The sequence below is a fragment of the Plantactinospora solaniradicis genome (genome assembly GCF_042658085.1).
In the GTDB taxonomy this organism is placed as follows: Bacteria; Actinomycetota; Actinomycetes; order Mycobacteriales; family Micromonosporaceae; genus Plantactinospora; species Plantactinospora solaniradicis.
Window position 1 is genome coordinate 369,742 of record NZ_JBHSPR010000060.1, and the last position, 19,317, is coordinate 389,058.

Here is a 19,317-nt window from a genome sequence, read left to right on the forward strand (position 1 = left end):
GGGCCACCCCTCCCGCCCGTCCCGCCCGTCCCGCCGTGATCAGGTAGAGCCCGGATCCCCGTAGCCCGAGCCGTCGCCGTCGCCGTCGCTGCGCCGGGTCGCCGTTGCCCAGGACGGGCGCCAGGCCGGCTCGGGGAGCGGTGTCAGGCTTCCGAAGTGGTTGATGATCGCCCGGAGTCCTGGGTGCGGATTCGCCCTGGGGAAGATGAGCGAGAGCGGGTATGCGAGCGTCGGGTTCACGATCGGGATGCGGCGTAGGTCGTAGTTCGTCGGCCAGATGTACCGGTCGCGTGCGCCCACGAGGGTGGCCACGTCTGCGGAGTCCGCGAGGGCGTCGAGGAGTACCTCGTTGCCGAAGTTCGGGCCCGCGGCGTCGATGCGGAGATCGAAGGCGGTGGTGAGCTGGTCGTAGAACTCCGCCCATTCGCTTCGCGGCGCGATACCCGGCACCCAGATCCGGTGTCTGCGCAGCTGGGGTGGCGTCAGTGTGCGCGCGGAGGCGAGCGGATGCCTGGGGCCGACGAGGAGTTCCAGCGGGGAGTCGAACGCGTGGATCATCTGCACGTCGCGCGGCAGCGTGGCGGCGTCCGTGACCGTGCGGAACGAGGCGTCGATGTCGCCCGCCTGGACGGCGGCGACCGCCACGCGCGGGTCGTTGACCCTGAGCGTCACCACGTCGAGGTCGGTGCCGGGACGTGACCGCCAGTAGTCGTGCAGGACGACGGCCTGCGCGGACCGCAGGCCGAGGACGTCGATCCGCAGGGCCCGCGAGCCCGGCCTGATCGCGGTGATGGCGCGGTCGACACCCGTGACGATGTTGCGGGCGTGCGGAAGAAACGCCTGGCCGTCGAGTGTCAGCTCGACCCCTCGGGCGGTACGGGTGAACAAGCGGACGTCGAGTTGGCGTTCGAGGGTGGCGATCCGTTTCGACACGGCCTGTTGCGTCACGCCGAGTTCGTCGGCCGCGTGTTGCAGCTGGCCGAGCTCGGCCGCGCGGACGAACGATCGCACTGCCTCGGTATCCATCGGCCCAGCATATGCACGCCCAACTGAACGTTGTGGCTCGCCGAAGGCCGAGTTGTTTGCTCCCGCTCCGATGCGCCTGACGAGATCCAAGGATCCGAACATCGGTTGTGCAAACGAGCCGCAGGTCGCGTAGACCTCGACGATCTGTTGTCGCGTCCGCGACCGCAGATCGCCAAGATTCACTGGATCGGGGTCGTGACGGGGTCGACGGGTGCGGGGGTGCCGGCTCTTGAGCGGGGTGTGCGGCGGAAGCAGGTCTTTGCCGGGCCAGGTTTCCGACAAACGTCCATAGGCGCCCGCCGGGAATCTTCAGTAAATTCCGGCCATTGTTAGCGATCACATGGATGTCGATCTTGGTGTTGCCCTCGCGTCCCTGAGTGGCAGGCGCCGCCACGGACCGACAGCCAGCCAGAACGCGCCGTGGCCCGCCCCCGCCACGATTCACCCGGATCGGATGCGACGGGCACCGGCCACCACCCGAGAGGTAGGTAGGCAGTGGCCTCAGACCAGCAGCAGGCAGTTGACCGGCGACTTTTCCTGAAGACCGTTGGTGCCGTCACGGCCGGCACCGTCATCGCCACCCAGATCGAGGCGACGGCCGCCACGGCCGCCCCCGTTCCGGCGGCGGAACCGGTGGGCCGGACCACGGCCCGCTCCGGCGCGGCGGCGCAGGCCGCGATCAGGTCACAGGGCGACTTCTACGACCAGAACCCGCGCTGGGTGGTGAAGCCGTTCGGCCTGGACCAGGTCGAACTGCTCGACGGAACGCTGTTCACGGAGAAGCGGGACCGGGTGCTGGACTTCGCGGCGGCGTACCCGGCCGACCGGGTCCTGCACAACTTCCGGGTCACCGCTGGCCTGCCCACGCCGGTCGGGTCCAGCCCGCCGGGCGGCTGGGACGACGCCACCGGCAACCTGCGCGGTCACTACAGCGGACACCTCATCACGGCCTTCAGCCAGGCGTACGCCTCGACGAGCGACTCGGTCTTCTCCGACAAGGTCGACTACATCGTCGCCGAGCTGGCGAAGTGCCAGGATGCGATGGCCGAGAGCGGGCTCTACAGCCATCCCGGATTCCTGGCCGCCTATCCGGAGGAACAGTTCGTCCGGCTCGAATCGTTCGCGACGTACCCCACCATCTGGGCGCCGTACTACACCTGTCACAAGATCATGCGCGGCCTGCTGGACGCGTACCTGCTGGTCGGCAACGAGCAGGCGCTCGACGTCGTGACGAAGATGGGCGACTGGGTGCACAGCCGGCTGTCCGTGCTGCCCCGGGAGATCCTGAACCGGATGTGGGCCATCTACATCGCCGGGGAGTACGGCGGGATGAACGAGGTGATGGCGGACCTGCACGCCCTCACCGGTGACGAAAAGTACCTGACCACGGCGAAGTGCTTCGACAACCGGCAGTCGCTCTTCGACGCCTGCGTCAACGACCAGGACATCATCACCCGGCTGCACGCCAACACCCACGTTCCGCAGTTCGTCGGCTACCTGCGGGTCTTCGACCGCAGCGGCGAGGAGACGTACCACGCCGCCTCGGAGAACTTCTGGAACATGGTGGTCCCGCACCGGATGTACAGCCACGGCGGCACGAGCGGCACCTGGCCGGCGAGCCCGGGACTGCCGGCGAACACGAACGCCGAACTGTTCCAGCCGAGGGGGAACATCGCCGGTTCCATCGGCGGAAGCGGTGCCGAGACCTGTACGTCGTACAACCTGTTGAAGGTGGCGCGGAATCTGTTCTTCCACGACCCGGATCCGAAGTACATGGAGTACTACGAGCGCACCCTGCTCAACCACATTCTCGGCTCCCGGCGGGACGCGGACAGCGCCACCAGCCCGAACGTCACCTACTTCGTCCCGTTGTCCCCGGGCAACTCCCGGGGCTACGGCAACACCGGCACCTGCTGCGGCGGGTCGGGTCTGGAAAACCACACGAAGTACCAGGAGTCAATCTATTTCCGGGCCGCGGACAATTCGGCGCTCTACGTCAACCTGTACGTGGCGTCCGTCCTCACCTGGGAGGCGAACGGGTTCGTCGTCCGGCAGGAGACCGACTACCCGAGGTCGGAGCAGAGCAGGCTGACCGTGAACGGGCGGGGCCGGCTCGACATCAAGCTCCGGGTGCCGGGCTGGGCGAAGGACTTCTCGGTGAAGGTCAACGGCGTACTCCGGAAGGGGAAGGTGACCCCGGGCAGCTACCTGAGCATCCAGCGCAACTGGAAGCCGGGCGACACCATCGAGGTGTCGATTCCGTTCGCGGTGCGGGTGGAGAAGGCGCTGGACGCCCCCGAGGTCCAGTCCCTCTTCAACGGCCCGGTCCTGCTGCCGGCGCTCAGCACCGCGACGACGTTGCGGGACTTCTCGTTCTACCGGCACTACACCCGCAACGGCGATCTTTCCCGGGCGGTGCTCCCGGCCGGCTCGAACACCTTCACCACGAACGAGCACACGCTCCGGCCGCTCTACGTCGGCGACACCCAGGCGCACCACGTCTACTTCCGGCGCCACGAGCCGTCGATCGTGTTCGGTTCGCAGGATTCCGGCGTCGCCAACGCCCGGCGCGAGGACGGTACGTCGTTCCTCGATGCCGTCTGGTCGGCGGCGCCCTTCGCCAGCCACAGCAGGTTCATGACGAAGGTCTCCCAGACGTCGACCGAGTGGGTACGGCTGGGCCTGATCACCAAGGACGACCGCTGGGACATCCTGCTGGCCGCCGGCAACGCCGAGGAGGAGTTGAACCCCTGACCGGCAGCGGGACGGGCTGAGCACAGCGACGGGGGCGACCTCGACGGGCCGGAAGACCAGGCCCGCCGAGGTCGCCCCCCTTACGTGGCGACCGGTGGGCCGATCAGTCGAACTCGATCGCGAGGCTGGTGATCTGGTCGGCGTTGCGGTGGATGGTGAGCGTGCCGGTGCCGCCACGGGACCACTCGAAGGAGACCACCTCGGCCTCCGCGTCGGTGCGTACGGCGAGGATCCGCATCGTGTCGTCCGGAGGATTCGTCGCGTACGCCTGCGCGATGGCGTCCCGGCCGACGAACGGGCCGACCGGCGGGCCGACGAAGGTCATGACCGCGTCCGGGTGGAGGCTCGCGGTCAGCCAGGACCAGTCGCCACTGGCGACGGCCGCGTTGAAGCGATCGATGTGGGCACGCGCCATGGCTTCGGTCATGGGACGCGAATCTACGCCCATCGGTGGTCGTCAGTCAGCCCCGTTCGCCCGGACCGGTCCTGTTATCCTCTCATGACATGCAGGCAGGGGACCGGATCGACCGCGGCTCGCCGCTGCCGATGTACTACCAGCTCAAGCAGTTGATAGTCCGGGACATCGAGCGACGGCGGCTCCAGCCGGGCGACCGGCTCCTCGGCGACCACGAGCTGTGCGCCCGGTACGACGTCTCCCGTACGGTCGTCCGACAGGCGCTGACCGACCTGGAGAACGAGGGCCTGATCGAGCGTGTGAAGGGCCGGGGCACCTTCGTCGCGCATCCGAAGACCGCCGAGGGGCTGGTCCAGTCGTTGACGGGGCTGTTCGAGGACGTCGCCGCCCGGGGCGGCCACCTGCGCAGCGAGGTCCGGCGGGCCGAGGTGCTGCCGGCCGATGCCGCCGTCGCCGCCGACCTGGAGATGGCGCCCGGGGATCCGGTGATCCATCTGGAGCGACTGCGGTTCGTCGACGACGAGCCGTGGGTCTGGACCGTTACCCACATTCCGGCGGTGCTCGCCCCCGGGCTGGTCGACGAGAACCTCACCGACCGCTCGCTCTACCAGGTACTCGAAGCGTCGTACGGGGTACGCCTGGTCCGGGGCGTCCGCTCCGTCGAGGCCGCGGTGGCGAGTGCGGCCCAGGCGAGGCTGCTCGGCATCCGGCGGGGTGATCCGGTGCTGGTGCTGCGCAGCGTGAGCATCGGTGAGTCGGGGCGCCCGGTCGAGAGCTTCCTCGCGTTGCACCGGGGCGACCGGAGCCGGTTCCAGGTCGAGTTGAACCGCGCCGCCGCCAGCGGCCGGGCCGGCACTCCGCTCGTACTCGTCACGTCCTGACCGGGCTCCGGCCCGGAGTCGATCTCCTGCTCGGCAGCGTCCGGACCTGCGGCAATCTCGGCGGACCTCTTGACATCCTGTAATGACAGGACGACAGTGTCCGGAAACACGACCGAAACGGGAGCTGACGTGACTTCAAGCGCCACCCCGCCGCTCCAGCCCTTCGCGATCCGGTTCGGCGACGACAACGCCACCCTGGAACCGCAGGGGCAGATTCTCCAGCGGCGGATGTCCGACCTCGAGGGGTTGTTCGCGGACCGTCGCGCCTGGGAACAGGCCGTCGCCGACGGGGACCCCGTGGTCTACACCGTCGTCTCCTCGCCGGTGCCCGAGGTCAGCCGGGAACTCCCGCAGTCGATCACCACGATCTTTCCGGGTGACACCGGCGGCGAGTTCTGGATGACCAAGGGGCACCAGCACCCCGACCCGCAGGGCGAGATCTACCTGGGGCTGGAGGGTCGGGGCGGCCTGCTGCTGTTCGACGGCGAGCGGGCCGAGTGGTTGGACATCACTCCCGGAGTAATCGGCTACATCCCGCCGGGCTGGGCGCACCGCAGCGTCAACGTCGGCGACGAGCCGTACCGGTTCCTCGCCGTCTATCCCGGCAGCGCCGGGCACGACTACGGGTGGGTGCTCACCCACGGCATGGGCCTGCGGGCCCGCCGAGCCGAGGGCACGGTCGAACTCGTCCCGTTCGGCACCCCGGCAGGGACCACCGGACCCACCGCCCGCCCCCACTGACCCACCGCCCGCCTCCACTGACAGGAGACCCCATGGCAACGAAGAGCGTCTCACTCGCCGCGGCCGGGCTCGCCGCGGTCGTCACCCTGGCCGTCGGCGTGGTCGCCGGCCGGGCCTTCGGCTCCGGTTCCGGATCGGACGACGGTGGCGGTGACGCCGCGACGGCGGCGATCGCCGGTACGAAGATCGACGTCATCGTCAAGGCGACCGAATCCGAGTTCTGGCAGTCCATGCTCGCCGGCGCGAAGAAGGCCGGCACCGATCTCGGCGTCGAACTCGACCTGTTCGGGCCCACCTCGGAAGCCGACATCGAACCGCAGGTACGGCTGGTCGAGGACGCCATCTCCCGGGGCGCCAAGGGCATCGTCCTCGCGCCGAACTCGTCCACCGCGCTGAACGGTGTGATCGACCGGGCCCGGTCCACCGGGATCAAGGTGGTGATCGTCGACAACGCGGTGCAGACCAAGAGCGACGGCTTCATCGGCACCGACAACGTCAAGGCCGGTGCCCAGGCGGGCCAGCGGCTCTGTGAGCTGATCACCCAGGCCGGCAAGCCGAACGGCAAGGTGCTGCACGAGTCGGCGGTCTCCGGCGTACAGGTGCTGATCGATCGGTTCGAGGGCTTCAAGCAGGGCCTGGCGGAGAAGTGCCCGCAGGCGACCATCGTGCAGACGCTGGTCAACGACAACGACCTGAACAAGGCCGTCGGCCAGGTCAACGACGCGCTGACCCGGGTACCGGACCTCGCCGGCATCTTCGCCGACAACAACACCTCCGGCGTCGGTACCGCCAAGGCGGTCCAGGAGAAGGGCGTCGGTGACCGGGTCGCCGTGGTGGCCTTCGACTCCGACCCGGCCGAGGTCGAGGCGGTACGGTCCGGCGGGATCGACGCGATCGTCGTACAGAATCCGTTCTTCTTCGGGTACCAGGGAGTGGTCGAGGCGGCAATGGCGGTCGCCGGCAGCAACGCGCCGCAGCGGCTCGACCCGGGTGCGGTACTGGTGGACAAGAGCAACGTCGACGCCGAGGAGCTTCAGGCGCTGCTCAACCCGCCGAAGACCAAGGGCTGAGGCTGAGGCGGGCGAACTCCAGGGAGGTGTCATGAACAGCGACGATCCGGCGGTACGGCTGCGCGGGGTCACCAAGGCGTACGGGCCGGTGACGGCGCTGGACGACGTCGACCTGGACCTGCTCCCCGGCGAGGTGCACTGCCTCGCCGGGGAGAACGGGGCCGGCAAGTCGACCCTGATCAAGGTGTTGACCGGTGCGGTGGCCCGGGACCGGGGCGACTACCAGGTAGCGGGGAAGGCTCTCGGGCCACGCCCGTCGCCGGTCGAGACCCGGGACGCCGGGATCGGCGTCGTCTACCAGGAACTGAGCCTGCTGCCGGATCTCAGCGTGCTGGACAACCTCACCATGGGCCGGTTCCCGCGCCGGCTGTTCGGCATCATCGACCGGGGCGCGCAGCGCCGGACCGCGCGGGACCACCTGGACCGGGTCGGCCTGGGCGACCTCGACCTGGACCAGCCGGTCCTGGCCCTGCCGACCGCGACCCGCCAGCTCGTCGAGATCGCCCGGGTCCTCGGCACCGAGGCCAAGCTGGTCATCTTCGACGAGCCGACCACCGCGCTGTCGGAGCGGGAGGCGGCGGCACTGCTGGACCGGGTCGGCGCGCTGCGGGACGCCGGCCACACCGTGCTCTACGTGACCCACCGGCTGGAGGAGATGTTCGAGGTCGGCGACCGGGTCACCGTGCTCCGCGACGGCCGGGTCGTCGCCACCCGGCCGGTCGCCGAGTACGACCACGACTCGCTGATCCAGGCGATGGTCGGCCGCCCGGTCCAGAACCTCTATCCCGGCGTACGACACGAGATCGGCCCGCCCCGGCTGGAGGTACGCGGGCTGCGGATCGCCGGGTTCGCCGCCCCGGTCGACCTGAGCGTGGGCCGGGGCGAGATCGTGGGCCTGGCCGGGCTGCTCGGCGCCGGCCGTTCGGAGATCGTCCGGGCGGTCTTCGGCGCCGATCCGGTCGAGGGCGGGCAGGTCCGGGTCGACGGGGTGGAAGTCCCTCGTGGCTCGCCCCGGGCCGCCGCCCGGCACGGCGTCGCCCTGGTGACCGAGGACCGGAAGGAGTCGGGGCTGCTGCTCCAACTCTCGATCGAGGCGAACGTCTCCATCGCCAGCCTCGGCCAGGTCTCCAGCGGGTCGGTGCTGCGCGGTAGCCGCGAACGTCGGCACGTCCAGCAGTCCGTCGAGGGCCTACGCCTCAAGTACGGCTCGTTCGACGACCCGGTGACCTCGCTCTCCGGCGGCAACCAGCAGAAGGTCCTGCTCGCCCGCTGGCTCGCCACCGGCGCGAAGGTGCTGCTGCTGGACGAGCCGACCAAGGGTGTCGACGTCGGCGCCAAGGCCGACATCTACCAGGCGATCGCGGAGATGGCCCGCAACGGGCTCGCCGTACTGGTCGTCTCCTCGTACCTGCCCGAGCTGCTCGGCCTCTGCGACCGCATCGTCGTCGTACGGGAGCGGGAGGTCGTCGGTGAGCTTCCGGCGGCGGAGGCCACCGAGGAGAAGATCCTCCGCCTCACCAGTCCACTGACGTCGGCTGCGGACCTGTCGGCCCCGATGCCCGCGCAAGCCCCTCTGGAGTCCCGATGACCCTCGACAAGAACGCGACCCCGGCCACCGGACAGTCCACCGATGATCCGGTGACGAGTGCACAGCCGGCAGCCAGCGCGGAGCCGGGTACGGCGCCGGAGAAGCCGGAGAAGGAGGTGCTCGGCCTGGGCGCCCTGCTCGGGCGCGGCTTCGGCGGGCTGCCCGTACTCGTGTTGCTGGTCCTCGGGTTGAGCCTGGCCACCGACACCTTCCTGACCGGAACCAACCTGGACAACCTCGGCCGGCAGGTCTCGATCTACGCGATCATCGCGATCGGCCAGCTCCTGGTGATCCTCACCGCCGGCATCGACCTCTCGGTCGGTTCGGTGGTCGGCCTGTCCGGGGTGATCGCCGCGAAGGCGGTCTTCGACACCGCCGGGGGCGGGTCGGTGCTGCTCGCCGTCGTGCTCGCGCTGCTGGTCGGCGCGGCGGTCGGGCTGCTGAACGGCGTACTCGTGGCGATCCTGAAGATGCCGCCGTTCATCGTCACCCTCGGCACCCTCGGGATGGCCCGGGGCCTGACCCTGCTCTACACCGATGGCCGGACCATCCAGCCGCTGCCGCGCTCGTTCACCCAGATAGCCGGCGGGGAGTTCCTCGGCGTCGCCAACCTGATCTGGCTGACCGTACTCATCGCCCTGCTCGTCGGGTTCGGGCTGCGCCGGACGATCTGGGGTCGCTACATCTACGCGGTCGGGTCCAACCCGGAGTCGGCCCGGCTCACCGGGGTACCGGTGAACGCCGTCCTGCTCAGCGTCTACGCCCTCTCCGGCATGCTCGCGGCGCTCGGCGGCATTCTGCTGGCGTCCCGGCTCGGCAACGGCGTACCGACCGCCGGCACCGGATACGAACTCCAGGCGATCGCCGCGTGTGTGATCGGCGGGGCGAGCCTGTTCGGTGCCCGGGGATCGGCGCTCGGTGCCCTGGTCGGCGCGCTCATCGTGGGTCTGCTCAACAACGGCGGCACCCTGCTGGGGATCGACCCGTTCTGGTTGCAGGTCGCGATCGGCGCGCTGATCCTGGTCGCGGTCGGCGTCGACCAGTTGCAGGGGCGGCGACACGTCCGCCGGGGGGCGTGACGATGCTGATCGCCCACGACCTCGGCACCACCGGCGACAAGGCGTCGCTGCACTCCGACACCGGTGCCCTGATCGGCTCGGTCACCGTGACCTATCCGACCCGGTTCGCCCCGGGCGGGATCGCCGAGCAGGACCCGGACGACTGGTGGCGGGCGCTGACCGAGGCGACCCGGGAACTCCTGGCCCGCCACGACGTCGACGCCGGGGAGGTCCGGGGGCTGGCGATCTCGGGCCAGATGATGGGTGCGGTGCTGCTCGACGCGGCACACCGGCCGGTCCGACCGGCGATCATCTGGGCCGACACACGCAGCGGCGAGCAGGCTGACCAACTGGTGGGGCGGATCGGCGCGGAGCGGGCGTACCGGCTGCTGGGGCATCGACTGAACCCGACGTACTCGATTACGAAGGTGATGTGGGTACGGGACCGCGAACCGGAGGTGTTCGCGAAGGTACGACACGTCTGCCTCGCGAAGGACTACGCGGTGTACCGGCTCACCGGCCGGCTCGCCACCGATCCGTCCGACGCCTCCTCCACGAACGCGTACGACCAGGAGCGGGGGACCTGGTCGGACGTGGTGCTCGGCGCGGCCGGGCTGGATCCGGCGCTGTTGCCGGAGATCGTCCCCGCCACCGCCGTCGTCGGCACGCTGACCTCGGCGGCGGCGGGGGCGACCGGGCTGCGTGCCGGTACCCCGGTGGTGATGGGCGGCGGGGACGGTCCACTGGCGGCGGTCGGTGCCGGGGTGGTGTCGCCGGCCGACGGCGCGTACTGCTATCTCGGCTCGTCGTCCTGGGTCTCGGTGGCCGCGCCACGCCCGCTGCACGACCCCGCGATGCGCACGATGACCTTCGACCACGTGGTACCCGGGCACTACGTGCCGACCGCGACGATGCAGGCCGGCGGCGCCTCCCTGGAATGGATCGCCGACGTGTTGGAACCGGGCGAGGCGGGGGACCGGTTCGGCAGACTGGTCGAGGCGGCCGACACCGCCGACGCGTCCAGCGACGGCCTGTACTTCCTGCCGCACCTGCTCGGCGAGCGGTCGCCGTACTGGAATCCGGACGCGGCCGGGGCGTTCGTCGGGATCCGCCGGCACCACGACCGGCCGCACCTGGTCCGGGCCGTGCTGGAAGGGGTCGCGTTCAACCTGCTGACCTGCGTGGATGCCTTCCGGGAACATGGCGCGCCGGTGGACCGGGTGGACGCGATCGGCGGTGGTGCGGCGAGCGACGTCTGGCTGCGGATCCTCGCCGACGTCTGGGGCTGCCCGGTACGCCGACGCTCCATCGTGGAGGAGGCGAACAGCCTCGGTGCGGCGGTCACCGCGGCCGTCGGGCTCGGCCTGGTGGACGACTTCGGCGTCGCCCGCGAGCTGTCCGAGGTCACCGCCGAGTTCACGCCCGACCCGGAGCGGCACGCCGCATACCGGGAACGGCACGCGGTCTTCCTCGACGCGTACCGCCGGCTTGAGCCGTGGTTCGACGGCCGGGGCGGCGGTGGTCCGCGATGAGCGTGAGCGAACGACGAATCGGTCCGCGGGGCGGGCGAGGGCGCAGTGTGCTCGTCACGTCGCGGTCGTTCTCCTCCGGCTCCCGGGACCTGCTCGGTGAACTGGAGGCGGCCGGTCTGACGGTCGTACGCGGACCCGCCGACCACCGGCTCGATGCGCTGCGCCCGCTGCTCGCCGGCACGGTCGGCTGGATCGCCGGCACCGGTCCGGTGACCGAGGCGCACCTGTCCGCCGCGCCCCGGCTGACGGTGCTGGCCCGGTACGGCGTCGGCGTCGACGCGGTGGACCTGGAAGCGGCGGCGGCGCACGGCGTCGTCGTCACCAACACACCGGGGGCGAACACCGAGGCGGTCGCCGACCTCACCATCGGGCTACTGCTCGCCGCGTTGCGCGGCATCCCGGCCGGGGACCGGCGGGTCCGGTCCGGTAGCTGGACCGTCGCGCGGGGGCGGGAACTCGGCTCGCTCACCATCGGGATCGTCGGCTTCGGCCGGATCGGTCGCGCGGTCGGGCGCCGACTGTGCGGGTTCGGTGCCACGGTCCTGGCGTACGACCCGATGCTGGACCCCGACGCGATCCGGGCGGCGGGCGCCGAGCCGGTGGAACTGGCCGATTTGCCGGCCCGCTGTACGGCGGTCTCGCTGCACGCACCCGGGGGTGGCCGGCCGCTGGTCGACGCCGACTGGCTGGCGGGGGCCCGGGACGGCCTGGTCCTGGTCAACAGCGCCCGCGCCGACCTGGTCGACGAGCCGGCCCTCGCCGCCGCACTCCGCACCGGTCGGGTCGCCGGGTACGCCGCCGACACGCTCGACACGGAGTCGACCGGCGGCACCTCGCCGCTGCTCGCCGAGGACCTGGCCGACCGGGTCGTGGTGACGCCTCATCTCGGGGCGCAAACTGTGGAGGCGATCGACCGGATGGGCTCGCTCGCCGTGGCCGACCTGCTCGCCGTGCTCGACGGCGGTAGTCCGGCTCATCCCGTCTCGGTAGGGGGTTCCAGGTGAGCGGCCGGCACCGCGTTGACCGAGGGCCGGAGGCGGGTGAGACGGTGGACCGGGCCGGCTACATGGGGTTCGTCGGGGTCACCACCGGCAGCTCGTCGATCAACCAGGTCTTTCCGAGCTGGGCCGAGATCCTCGGGTTGCCGACCCGGCGACTGGTCGGGCACGACCTGCCGTTGGACGCGGACGACGAGCAGTACCGCGACCTCGTACGACAGATCCGGGACGACCCGGCACACCTGGGTGCGCTGGTGACGACGCACAAGCTCCGGCTCTACGATGCGGCACACGACCTGTTCGACGAGGTGGACGACTTCGCCCAGCTCTGCGGCGAGATCTCCAGCATCGCGAAGCGGGACGGCAAGCTGCTCGGACACGCCAAGGACCCGCTGACCGCCGGCCTCGCCGCCGAGGAGTTCCTGCCCGACGATCACTTCACGGCAACCGGTGCCGAGGTGGTCTGCCTGGGCGCGGGTGGCGCCGGCACCGCCCTGGTCTGGTACCTGAGCCAGCGGGAGGACCAGCCGAAGCGGATCGTCTGCACCGATACCGATCCGGATCGGCTCGCCCACCTCCGTGCCGTCGCCGAGCGGGGCGGCATACCGGCCGACCTCGTCGAGTACGTGCCGGCGACCGACCCGTGGGCCGTCCTCGATCTGCTCGACGCGGCGCCGGACGGCAGTCTCGTGGTCAACGCGACCGGGCTCGGCAAGGACCGCCCCGGTTCGCCACTGCCGCCCAGGGCCAGGTTGCCCCGGCAGGGCTACGTCTGGGAGTTCAACTACCGGGGCAGCCTGGAATTCCTGCACCGGGCCCGAGGACAGGCCGACGAGCGTGGCCTGACCGTGGTCGACGGCTGGCGGTACTTCATCCACGGTTGGAGTCAGGCGATCGCCGAGATCTTCGACGTACCGATGGATCCGGCGACGGTGCAGCGGCTGTCGGCGGCGGCCGAGGCGGTGCGGTGACCTTCGTTCGGACCGTGCTCGGCGACGTGTCGCCGTCGGTTCTCGGACCGACCGACTATCACGAGCACCTGTTCCAGGTCACTCCGCTGCTGCCGGGGGACGAACTGGACGACGAGCCGGCGAGCCAGGCCGAGACGGCGTCGCTGTTCGAGGCCGGTATCAGTGCGATGGTGGAGGCGACTCCGGTCGGGCTGGGCCGCGATCCGGCGGCGGTTGCCCGGATCAGCGCGGCGACCGGGATGCGGGTGGTGGCGACGACCGGGGCGCACCGGGAGGCTCACTACGGGCCGGACCATCCGTTGGTCTCCTGGTCGGAGGCACAGCTTGCGGCGCGGTTCCTTGCCGATCTGGTCGACGGGTGTCCGCTGCGTGACGTCGGTGGCGGCCCGGTCGACGGTGACGGCGGCAGCGGTACGGCGGTTGCGCTGGATCCGCAGGGGCGGCCGGTGCGGGCCGGGCTGTTGAAGGCGGGAATCGGGTACTGGTCGATCGGTCCGTTCGAGCGGCGGGTGCTGGGGGCGGTGGCCTCCGCGCACCGCTCGACCGGTGCTCCGGTGATGGTGCACCTGGAACATGGGAGCGCTGCGCACGAGGTTCTCGATTTGCTGGGCGCCGATGGGGTTTCTCCGGGACGGGTCGTGCTCGCTCATGCCGACCGTAATCCTGACCCGGGGCTGCACGTGGAACTCCTCCAGCGGGGCGCGTACCTGGGCTACGACGGGATGGCGCGGCACCGGGAGTGGCCGGACAGTGCGCTGATCGAGCTGATCGAGGCGGTGTGCGGGCAGGGGATGACCGACCATCTGCTGCTCGGCGGTGACGTCGCCCGCCGCAGCCGGTACGTCGCGTACGGCGGCATCCCGGGGATGGCGTACCTGCCGAACCGGTTCCTGCCCCGGCTGCGTACGCACCTCGGCCCGGAGGTCGTACGCCGGATCCTGGTCGACGCGCCGGCCCGGGTGCTCGCGTGGGACACCAGCGGCTGACCGTCGGGTCCAAGCCGGCTGGGCCACGGTGTGACGACGGCCAGTTCAGACACCAGTCGACCGTCACTCGCAGCGGAGGTGACGGTCGACAGAGTCAGCGTGGTGAACCCGCTCAATAATCGAGCCAGAACTCGCCCCAGATTTCGACGGCCGGAATCGGGGGGCCGCCGTCCCATCCGACGCCGGTACGGCACTCGGCCTTGGACATCAGGAAGTAGGCCATCTCCTCGGCATAGCCGTAGACGACCCGACCATCGGAACAGCGTGCCGCCGCGCGGTGCCAACCGCCTGATCTCGTGCAGTAGGTCTCCGAGGCGTAGGTGAAGCCCTGGTACGCGTAGGGGTAGACGTAGCAGCCCTCGGGCGGGGTCGTGGTGTAGCCGGGCTCGGCCTGAGCGGGCTGGGCGACGGCCAGGGCGCCGGCCACCAGCGGAACGATCAGTAGCGCCCGCAGGACTCTGCGCATGGTGGAGTTCTTGCCGGCGGCACCGGTTGCCGTGATCGCGGCGGTGCGGATCATCGCGGTCACGGAAGCGAGTAGTCTGGGGCAGGCCTAGCGGCCTCGGAGACACACTGGTGAGTATGGTCGCGCCCATGACCAAGTTGCCCGGTCCGCTCGTCGGACCTGCGGAAATACAGGCGATGCTGGGTGTGGGCCGGTCGCGGACACGGCAGATCATCAACCAGCGGAACTTCCCGAAGCCGTACCAGACACTCATCGGCGGGTCCGTCTGGGTCCGTGCCGAGGTCGAGGCATGGATCAAGAAGCACCGCCAGCCTCGGCCACCAGTCGGCGACGACGAGGACGAGCCAGGCTGAGGGAGTACGACCCGACGGCGGTCTACGCGGGCACGGGAGCGCTGAGACGGCTAGGCGGGTGTTAGACACCCTCGGGCAGCCGATGGACTGCCGTGGACGGCTCGTCGGCCCGAGTACGGATCTCCGCCAGCAGCCGGAGTGCGAGCACGGTGATCCAGGTCCAGTCGACGGCGATCATGACTCGTTGGATCAGGCCAGCCGACGAATGAGCCGTCTCCCACGCCGCACCGAACGCGACGAGCAGGGCCAGGCCGGCGAGTCCGGTCAGGATGTCGTACCCGGCCCAGGCGCGACCGTACGGCCGGGTGACGGACCAGCGGGCGAGGACGAAGCAGGCGATCGGCACCGAGAGGAACACCACGGCACCGAGGTTGTCGTGCAGTACATGGTGCCAACTCTGGTCCGGGCTTCGGTCAGCCGGAGCGCCGGGCGGGTAGCCACGCATCGGATCCATCACGAAGGTGCCGGAGAGCAGCAGGCTCAGCCCGTACCCGCCGATCACGAGCGGTCCCCACAGACTGGCGCGACCGGGGTACAGGGCCCGGCGAAGCCCGACGGCGAAGCCGAGCAGCAGCAGTCCGGTCAGGACGAAGTTGGTGATCTGGATCCAGCCGCGTGGACCGAGGCTCAGCGCGCTCACCGGGTGGTAGGTCGGGTCGTAGCCGGCCCGGGTGGCGCCGTCGACCAGGAACACCAGGATGAACAGACCCGGAGCGACCGCCCCGCAGCCGAGCAGTATCCGGGTCACGCGATGCGTCGACATGCTTCCCTCCGGGGCCATCCTCCTACGGTCCACCAACCAGGCCGTCTCCCAACGGCGAACCGTTGGGAGACGGCCTGCGTGACACATCCTCAGAACCGACGGATTACCCGATCAACTTGCAAAGACCAGGCATCGAAGACGAGCTAGTTCCGCAATACCGTGGCATCGAGGTGTTGATTCACCCGACTGATCCGGGTGAGGTAGCTTTCCCTGTCATCCCAGGCGCCGGAGTGGATGCCCCGGGCAGTGTTCCCGAAGAACCACGGCCCGCCGCTGTCACCACCCGCCGAGACATCCGCATCGGTGACATCCAGACCGCACCACCGATGGCCACCGAGGTACACCTGGCAGGTGTTGGTGTCGGCGATGTAGGTGCAGCGGTACCCGCTGGTCCGGCCCCAATGGCATACGGCCGAGTTCACAGGTGCGTTGCCGACGGCCGTCACCGTCCGGTCTCCGGCGGCCTGCCGGTTGGTCGCCCGGAACTGCATGTTCGTCGAGTGGCCGTTCTCGGTCAGGGTCCGGTGGAACTGGAGATCGATCGCGGCGTTCGGGGCCTGGCCCGGACTGGTGCTGATGAGCCCCACGGCATTGCCGTACCGGAGCGCGTTGTTGCAGTGCCGCGCGGTCAGCACACCCCGGTTACCGTAGCGGACCACGGTGAACCCGGCAGTACAGTGGGCGTCGCCGTTGGTCAGGTTGAGGTCCCTTCCACCTTCGATGGTTCGCTCGTTGACCCCCGCCCGGTCGGCGTCGAGCTCGAACACAACCTCGATGGGAAGCTGCCCCCCGATGGTGCCCGAGGTCAGCGCCCCCTGGAAGACCGAGTCGAGGGCGCTCCGCTGGATTCCCCCGACGGGCGCGTACTGGAGACGCAGCACGCGTCGCTCGGGGTCGTAGCGGGTCCCCGCTGACTGGATTACGTCGGAGCGCGCCGCCAAGGACGTGGTGAGCGCGTACGCCAGGTCGGCCAGCTCCGTCGAGCTGGCCGGCGCACCGTACTGCACCTCGGTGTTCACCGGCAGACGCTCCAGTGCGGCAACGATATCCGCGCTGGGCTTGGCGGTGAACTGGATCCAGGGGTTGGCCGCCCCACCCTCGGTAGCCAGACCGGCCCGTACGAACACGTCCGGGCTGGTCTCCTCCAGCTGCGTGGTGTAGGCACTGAACTCGTGGATGCCCTGGTGTGCCGCGACGACGGCGGACAGGTCCCGTCCGCTCTCCGCGGCAGACGTGGTCAGGTCCTGCATCGCCGCGTCATCCAGAGCCTGTGCGGACTTGCCTGTCCCGGTCACCCGGAACGTGCCCGCCGACGTCGGGACGGCTCGCACCGGCACGGCCCCGGTACCGAAAACCGCTGCGTTGTCGGTGTCGGAAGGGGTGGGGGCTGCCGGGGCGGGAGCTGCCGCGACCAGCGTCAGGCTGGCGGTGATCGTCAGCGAGGTGAGCAGGGTCAGTGCTCGTCGCATCTATTGTGTCCTCTCGGAGAAAACTGGTGATATCCAGCTCCGTTTGCTGAAGTAGCCTGATCGTTGCGTTTCGCGGGTTCGCTGTGACCCAACGAATCCGCGAACTTCTGTCGGCCCGGACCGTCGGCCATCCGAGGGAGGACCATGAGCGGTCGGATCCGGCTGTGGCGCGTCGCGGAGTTGCCGACGACCAAGGCCGGCGTCGAGCGGGCGTTCTCGTACTTCATCACGGGCGTCCGCTTAGGCACGGTCGCGCAGATGATCCCGGCGGTATACATCGGCGTGACGACGTCACCGCATGGCATCGCCTACCTCGCGTGCTGGGTTGCCGCGGCGTGCGCGGCCGTCACGGTCAGCGCGGTGGCGCTGGTGCGCCGTCGACCGCTGGGCGCGGCGGGTTCCGCAGTGGACTTCGCGCTGGCCTGCCTCTTGCTCGTGCTGGGGCCGCTGGTGCTTACGCCGGGAGACCGCTTCGGCACCTGGGTCGCCTACCAGCCGGGCTACGCACTGTCGGTCCTCTACACGGCCAGCGGTGTCCGCAGCCTCACCCTCTGGGCGGGCGGGCTCCTCGGCGTTGTCGTCTGCTATGCCGTTTACCTCGGCGGAGAGGTCGGGGGAAACATGACCTCGACCGCGATCGGCAACGTCATCAGCTATGTGGTGTACGCCCTGGTCGCCCGCATGTTCTTCGGATTCACCCGGCGCATCGCGCACGACGCCGACGCCTCGCGGGCCCGCGCCGCGGAGCTGGCACGGCGCGAGGAGGAACGACGTGCTCAGGTGATGATGCACAACGGCGTCGCCCTCATGCGCCTGCTCACCGAGCCGGGGACCGACGCCTCACGCTCCCGGCTCATCGACCAGGCTGAGGTGGAACTGCGGCGAATGCGCACCTACTTGCGTGGCCAGACGCCGGACGGGGGTGGGGCCGCCGCCACAGCGGCCGGCTCCGGCCCCACCGTAGTGCTCGCTCCGCTGATCGAGCGGGTGTGTGACCGGTTCGCCGACCTGAACATCGATGCCCTGCTCGACCTCGGCGCCGACCTGAAACTTCCCGCCGCGCAGGCCGACGCTCTCGAACGCGCGCTCGAAAGCCTGCTGCTCAACGTACGCGTGCACGCCCGGGCAGATGCCGTCGTGGTCCACCTCGACCAGGGTACGGACGGCGGCTGGACGTTGACCGTGCGCGACGACGGCGTCGGGTTCGACCCGGCGTCGGTGACCGTCGGGGTCGGCCTGCGCGAGGTTGTCGTGGGCGAACTGCGGCGGCGAGGGCTCGACGTCGAAGTCGAGTCCGCAGTGGACGAGGGGACGACGGTGACGATCTCGTCCGGCCCCGGGTCGGCAGCCGTTCGTGCGGACCGGGACGCCTCCACGGACGCGGCATGAGGCCCACGGTGGCGGTCGTCGACGACGCGTCGCTGATCCGCGAGTCGATCGGCCTGCTCATGCCGGGTCTCGACGTCGTCGCTGCGGTCGCGACGGTGGAGGAACTGGTGCGCCGCCGCCCGGTGGTGGACGCAGTCCTGCTCGACCTGCACTTGACGAACTTCGAACAGCAGCCTGACGTCCGGCAGGGCGTGGCCGCGATCCGGGCTCTGACAAGCCGTGGCTACCGGGTCTGCATCTACAGCCAGGAGGAACGCCGCTTCGTCCTGGCGGCGTGCATCGCGGCGGGTGCGAGCGGGATCGTCTCCAAGGCGCTGCCGACCGGCCGGGCCGAGCGACTCCTCCTCGAGGTCGCCTCCGGTGGCACCGTCGTGCCGCAGTCGGTCGTCGGGATACTCGAGGTTCTGGTCCGGCGCAACTGCATCACCCTGCTCAGCGAGCGCCAACGCCAGCTTCTGCACGGCCGTGCCCGCGGACTGAGCTACGGCCAGATTGCCAAGCAACTGTTCGTGAGCGAGTCCACGCTGCGTGGCTACTGGCTCGACCTGACCCGGTCGCTGTCCGACTCGCTGCGAAGCCTCACTCCCAGCGAGATCGAACGGGCTCTCGGACTCGCGCCGGGAGACCTCCTGGAATTCTGGTCCGGAGAAGCGGCTGACGTGCGGGACTGGTGGCGCGTCGACACGGACAGGTGAGTCGATCAACGGGCTGGGCCCGGCCGCACGTCATTTCGGCTGGAACCACATTCCATGCGATTGGCGGCGTACCAGGTGCGGACCTCTGTTGATCTGCCGCCCGGCCATGGTTCTGGTCGGCTGGCCAGCCTGATTGGCCGGTCGACCGGGCCGCCGGGAACC

18 protein-coding genes are annotated in these 19,317 nt (G+C 70.0%); 13 read left to right on the forward strand and 5 right to left on the reverse strand.

The genetic code is table 11. The features are described from left to right. Window positions 1–39: 39 nt before the first annotated feature. Complete coding sequence (locus ACFP2T_RS41320; RefSeq protein ID WP_377432233.1) at window positions 40–1,026, reverse strand: LysR family transcriptional regulator; 987 nt, start codon at window positions 1,024–1,026, stop codon at window positions 40–42. 495 nt (window positions 1,027–1,521) lie between these two features. On the opposite strand from ACFP2T_RS41320, the gene ACFP2T_RS41325 reads away from it, so the two are divergent. Next, window positions 1,522–3,780 carry a glycoside hydrolase family 127 protein gene (locus ACFP2T_RS41325; RefSeq protein ID WP_377432235.1) on the forward strand — a complete coding sequence of 753 codons (2,259 nt, stop codon included), beginning with the start codon at window positions 1,522–1,524 and terminating at the stop codon, window positions 3,778–3,780. A 103-nt stretch (window positions 3,781–3,883) separates the two neighbouring features. On the opposite strand, the gene ACFP2T_RS41330 is transcribed toward ACFP2T_RS41325, so the two are convergent. Next, window positions 3,884–4,207, reverse strand: coding sequence for a nuclear transport factor 2 family protein (locus ACFP2T_RS41330; protein ID WP_377432237.1), 324 nt, complete (start codon window positions 4,205–4,207; stop codon window positions 3,884–3,886). Window positions 4,208–4,284: 77 nt separating this feature from the next. Between ACFP2T_RS41330 and ACFP2T_RS41335 the strand changes: the two genes are divergently transcribed. From ACFP2T_RS41335 to ACFP2T_RS41375, 9 genes are all read left to right on the forward strand, one after another. Then, window positions 4,285–5,076: a GntR family transcriptional regulator gene (locus tag ACFP2T_RS41335; RefSeq protein ID WP_377432239.1), complete on the forward strand. Its 792-nt coding sequence runs from the start codon at window positions 4,285–4,287 to the stop codon at window positions 5,074–5,076. A gap of 129 nt (window positions 5,077–5,205) precedes the next feature. Beyond that, window positions 5,206–5,817, forward strand: a complete 612-nt coding sequence (locus ACFP2T_RS41340; protein WP_377432240.1) for a glucose-6-phosphate isomerase family protein — start codon at window positions 5,206–5,208, stop codon at window positions 5,815–5,817. 32 nt (window positions 5,818–5,849) lie between these two features. Next, entirely contained in the window at window positions 5,850–6,887 is a 1,038-nt protein-coding gene (locus ACFP2T_RS41345) for an ABC transporter substrate-binding protein (protein ID WP_377432242.1), read from the forward strand. 31 nt (window positions 6,888–6,918) lie between these two features. Then, entirely contained in the window at window positions 6,919–8,475 is a 1,557-nt protein-coding gene (locus tag ACFP2T_RS41350) for a sugar ABC transporter ATP-binding protein (protein ID WP_377432244.1), read from the forward strand. After that, window positions 8,472–9,554: an ABC transporter permease gene (locus ACFP2T_RS41355; protein WP_377432245.1), complete on the forward strand. Its 1,083-nt coding sequence runs from the start codon at window positions 8,472–8,474 to the stop codon at window positions 9,552–9,554. Before ACFP2T_RS41350 ends, ACFP2T_RS41355 begins: the two co-directional genes overlap by 4 nt. A 2-nt stretch (window positions 9,555–9,556) precedes the next feature. Further along, window positions 9,557–11,065: a xylulokinase gene (gene xylB / locus ACFP2T_RS41360; RefSeq protein WP_377432246.1), complete on the forward strand. Its 1,509-nt coding sequence runs from the start codon at window positions 9,557–9,559 to the stop codon at window positions 11,063–11,065. Window positions 11,066–11,112: 47 nt separating this feature from the next. Then, window positions 11,113–12,069, forward strand: a complete 957-nt coding sequence (locus ACFP2T_RS41365) for a phosphoglycerate dehydrogenase (protein ID WP_377432247.1) — start codon at window positions 11,113–11,115, stop codon at window positions 12,067–12,069. Then, on the forward strand, window positions 12,066–13,034 hold the full coding sequence (locus ACFP2T_RS41370; protein ID WP_377432248.1) for a shikimate dehydrogenase family protein: 969 nt from the start codon (window positions 12,066–12,068) through the stop codon (window positions 13,032–13,034). Before ACFP2T_RS41365 ends, ACFP2T_RS41370 begins: the two co-directional genes overlap by 4 nt. Beyond that, window positions 13,031–14,020, forward strand: coding sequence for a phosphotriesterase family protein (locus ACFP2T_RS41375; protein ID WP_377432250.1), 990 nt, complete (start codon window positions 13,031–13,033; stop codon window positions 14,018–14,020). Before ACFP2T_RS41370 ends, ACFP2T_RS41375 begins: the two co-directional genes overlap by 4 nt. 112 nt (window positions 14,021–14,132) lie before the next feature. Here ACFP2T_RS41375 and ACFP2T_RS41380 read toward each other — a convergent pair whose 3' ends face one another. Further along, entirely contained in the window at window positions 14,133–14,549 is a 417-nt protein-coding gene (locus ACFP2T_RS41380; RefSeq protein ID WP_377432252.1) for a hypothetical protein, read from the reverse strand. A 65-nt stretch (window positions 14,550–14,614) separates the two neighbouring features. Here ACFP2T_RS41380 and ACFP2T_RS41385 point away from each other — a divergent pair, with 65 nt between their 5' ends. Then, the gene (locus ACFP2T_RS41385) at window positions 14,615–14,839 is read left to right on the forward strand and encodes a helix-turn-helix transcriptional regulator (RefSeq protein ID WP_377432254.1); all 225 of its coding nucleotides are present in this window, start codon (window positions 14,615–14,617) and stop codon (window positions 14,837–14,839) included. A 61-nt stretch (window positions 14,840–14,900) separates the two neighbouring features. On the opposite strand, the gene ACFP2T_RS41390 is transcribed toward ACFP2T_RS41385, so the two are convergent. Then, window positions 14,901–15,602: a DUF998 domain-containing protein gene (locus ACFP2T_RS41390; protein ID WP_377432256.1), complete on the reverse strand. Its 702-nt coding sequence runs from the start codon at window positions 15,600–15,602 to the stop codon at window positions 14,901–14,903. Window positions 15,603–15,745: 143 nt separating this feature from the next. After that, on the reverse strand, window positions 15,746–17,071 hold the full coding sequence (locus ACFP2T_RS41395) for a S1 family peptidase (protein ID WP_377432258.1): 1,326 nt from the start codon (window positions 17,069–17,071) through the stop codon (window positions 15,746–15,748). A 144-nt stretch (window positions 17,072–17,215) separates the two neighbouring features. On the opposite strand from ACFP2T_RS41395, the gene ACFP2T_RS41400 reads away from it, so the two are divergent. Together ACFP2T_RS41400 and ACFP2T_RS41405 are read left to right on the forward strand one after the other, a co-directional pair. Beyond that, on the forward strand, window positions 17,216–18,460 hold the full coding sequence (locus tag ACFP2T_RS41400) for a sensor histidine kinase (RefSeq protein WP_377432260.1): 1,245 nt from the start codon (window positions 17,216–17,218) through the stop codon (window positions 18,458–18,460). Next, window positions 18,457–19,155 carry a LuxR C-terminal-related transcriptional regulator gene (locus tag ACFP2T_RS41405; RefSeq protein WP_377432263.1) on the forward strand — a complete coding sequence of 233 codons (699 nt, stop codon included), beginning with the start codon at window positions 18,457–18,459 and terminating at the stop codon, window positions 19,153–19,155. Before ACFP2T_RS41400 ends, ACFP2T_RS41405 begins: the two co-directional genes overlap by 4 nt. Window positions 19,156–19,317 lie beyond the last annotated feature (162 nt).